This is a genomic window from Ectobacillus polymachus, from assembly GCF_048159605.1.
GTDB classification, from domain to species: Bacteria; Bacillota; Bacilli; order Bacillales; family Bacillaceae_G; genus Ectobacillus; species Ectobacillus polymachus.
Map to the genome: position 1 here is coordinate 1 of NZ_JBLREB010000012.1, position 3,313 is coordinate 3,313.

Below are 3,313 nucleotides of genomic sequence, written 5' to 3' on the forward strand. Positions count from 1 at the left end.
ATCAGCCTAACTGCTTGGACGCACACGACCAGCGGTGCGCTACTCCTATCCTTCTGCGTCCCTCCTTCACTCAAACGGTAAAGAGGTGGTACAGGAATATCAACCTGTTGTCCATCGCCTACGCCTGTCGGCCTCGGCTTAGGTCCTGACTAACCCTGAGAGGACGAGCCTTCCTCAGGAAACCTTAGGCATTCGGTGGATGGGATTCTCACCCATCTTTCGCTACTCATACCGGCATTCTCACTTCTAAGCGCTCCACCAGTCCTTCCGGTCTGACTTCACTGCACTTAGAACGCTCCCCTACCACTGATACTTAGTATCAATCTGCAGCTTCGGTAATACGTTTAGCCCCGGTACATTTTCGGCGCAGAGTCACTCGACTAGTGAGCTATTACGCACTCTTTAAATGGTGGCTGCTTCTGAGCCAACATCCTAGTTGTCTAAGCAACTCCACATCCTTTTCCACTTAACGTATATTTTGGGACCTTAGCTGGCAGTCTGGGCTGTTTCCCTTTTGACTACGGATCTTATCACTCGCAGTCTGACTCCCAAGGATAAGTCATTGGCATTCGGAGTTTGACTGAATTTGGTAGTCCGATAAGGACCCCGCGTTCAATCAGTGCTCTACCTCCAAGACTCTCACACTTGAGGCTAGCCCTAAAGCTATTTCGGGGAGAACCAGCTATTTCCAGGTTCGATTGGAATTTCTCCGCTACCCACACCTCATCCCCGCACTTTTCAACGTGCGTGGGTTCGGGCCTCCATTCAGTGTTACCTGAACTTCACCCTGGACATGGGTAGATCACCTGGTTTCGGGTCTACGACCGCGTACTTATTCGCCCTATTCAGACTCGCTTTCGCTACGGCTCCGTCTCTTCGACTTAACCTTGCACGAGATCGTAACTCGCCGGTTCATTCTACAAAAGGCACGCCATCACCCGTAAATGGGCTCTGACTACTTGTAGGCACACGGTTTCAGGATCTATTTCACTCCCCTCCCGGGGTGCTTTTCACCTTTCCCTCACGGTACTGGTTCACTATCGGTCACTAGGAAGTATTTAGCCTTGGGAGATGGTCCTCCCGGATTCCGACGGAATTTCACGTGTTCCGCCGTACTCAGGATCCGCTCAGGAGGGAACGAAGTTTCGACTACAGGGCTGTTACCTGCTATGGCGGGCCTTTCCAGACCGCTTCATCTACCCCATTCCTTTGTAACTCCATCTAGAGCGTCCTACAACCCCAAGAGGCAAGCCTCTTGGTTTGGGCTGTTTCCGTTTCGCTCGCCGCTACTCAGGAAATCGCATTTGCTTTCTCTTCCTCCAGGTACTTAGATGTTTCAGTTCCCTGGGTGTGCCTTCCTGATTCTATGTATTCAAACCAGGATTCCATCCCATTACAGATGGTGGGTTCCCCCATTCGGAAATCTTCGGATCATAGCTTACTTACAGCTCCCCGAAGCATATCGGTGTTAGTCCCGTCCTTCATCGGCTCCTAGTGCCAAGGCATCCACCGTGCGCCCTTTCTAACTTAACCAAAAAGATTACACTTTGTATGCTTTACACTTACTGTTATCTAGTTTTCAAGGAACATTATTTGGTGGAGCCTAGCGGGATCGAACCGCTGACCTCCTGCGTGCAAAGCAGGCGCTCTCCCAGCTGAGCTAAGGCCCCAGAATAAAAGTATGGTGGGCCTAAATGGACTCGAACCATCGACCTCACGCTTATCAGGCGTGCGCTCTAACCAGCTGAGCTATAGGCCCATACTTATACATATTCATATAAAATGAACATTCAAAACTAAACAAAACAACGAAACGTCTTTTCATACTACAAGCAGCGCTTGTAGATGTCTCCATAGAAAGGAGGTGATCCAGCCGCACCTTCCGATACGGCTACCTTGTTACGACTTCACCCCAATCATCTGTCCCACCTTAGGCGGCTGGCTCCTTGCGGTCACCCCACCGACTTCGGGTGTTACAAACTCTCGTGGTGTGACGGGCGGTGTGTACAAGGCCCGGGAACGTATTCACCGCGGCATGCTGATCCGCGATTACTAGCGATTCCAGCTTCATGTAGGCGAGTTGCAGCCTACAATCCGAACTGAGAACAGTTTTTTGAGATTAGCTCCACCTCGCGGCTTCGCAAACCCTTTGTACTGCCCATTGTAGCACGTGTGTAGCCCAGGTCATAAGGGGCATGATGATTTGACGTCATCCCCACCTTCCTCCGGTTTGTCACCGGCAGTCACCTTAGAGTGCCCAACTGAATGCTGGCAACTAAGATCAAGGGTTGCGCTCGTTGCGGGACTTAACCCAACATCTCACGACACGAGCTGACGACAACCATGCACCACCTGTCACTCTGCTCCCGAAGGAGAAGCCCTATCTCTAGGGTTGTCAGAGGATGTCAAGACCTGGTAAGGTTCTTCGCGTTGCTTCGAATTAAACCACATGCTCCACCGCTTGTGCGGGCCCCCGTCAATTCCTTTGAGTTTCAGCCTTGCGGCCGTACTCCCCAGGCGGAGTGCTTAATGCGTTAACTTCAGCACTAAAGGGCGGAAACCCTCTAACACTTAGCACTCATCGTTTACGGCGTGGACTACCAGGGTATCTAATCCTGTTTGCTCCCCNTGCGGCCGTACTCCCCAGGCGGAGTGCTTAATGCGTTAACTTCAGCACTAAAGGGCGGAAACCCTCTAACACTTAGCACTCATCGTTTACGGCGTGGACTACCAGGGTATCTAATCCTGTTTGCTCCCCACGCTTTCGCGCCTCAGCGTCAGTTACAGACCAAAGAGCCGCCTTCGCCACTGGTGTTCCTCCACATCTCTACGCATTTCACCGCTACACGTGGAATTCCGCTCTTCTCTTCTGCACTCAAGTCTCCCAGTTTCCAATGACCCTCCACGGTTGAGCCGTGGGCTTTCACATCAGACTTAAGAGACCGCCTGCGCGCGCTTTACGCCCAATAATTCCGGATAACGCTTGCCACCTACGTATTACCGCGGCTGCTGGCACGTAGTTAGCCGTGGCTTTCTCGTTAGGTACCGTCAAGGTACCAGCAGTTACTCTGGTACTTGTTCTTCCCTAACAACAGAGCTTTACGACCCGAAGGCCTTCATCGCTCACGCGGCGTTGCTCGGTCAGGCTTTCGCCCATTGCCGAAGATTCCCTACTGCTGCCTCCCGTAGGAGTCTGGGCCGTGTCTCAGTCCCAGTGTGGCCGATCACCCTCTCAGGTCGGCTACGCATCGTCGCCTTGGTGAGCCGTTACCTCACCAACTAGCTAATGCGCCGCGGGTCCATCTATAAGTGA

2 tRNA genes and 2 rRNA genes are annotated in these 3,313 nt (G+C 52.3%); all 4 read right to left on the minus strand.

The features are described 5' to 3' along the window. Window positions 1–1,533, minus strand: a 23S ribosomal RNA gene (locus tag ACM5BR_RS18575); the annotation flags it as partial. A 61-nt stretch (window positions 1,534–1,594) separates the two neighbouring features. Further along, window positions 1,595–1,670, minus strand: a tRNA-Ala gene (locus ACM5BR_RS18580). A 12-nt stretch (window positions 1,671–1,682) separates the two neighbouring features. Continuing rightward, window positions 1,683–1,759, minus strand: a tRNA-Ile gene (locus tag ACM5BR_RS18585). Window positions 1,760–1,857: 98 nt separating this feature from the next. Further along, window positions 1,858–3,313, minus strand: a 16S ribosomal RNA gene (locus ACM5BR_RS18590); the annotation flags it as partial.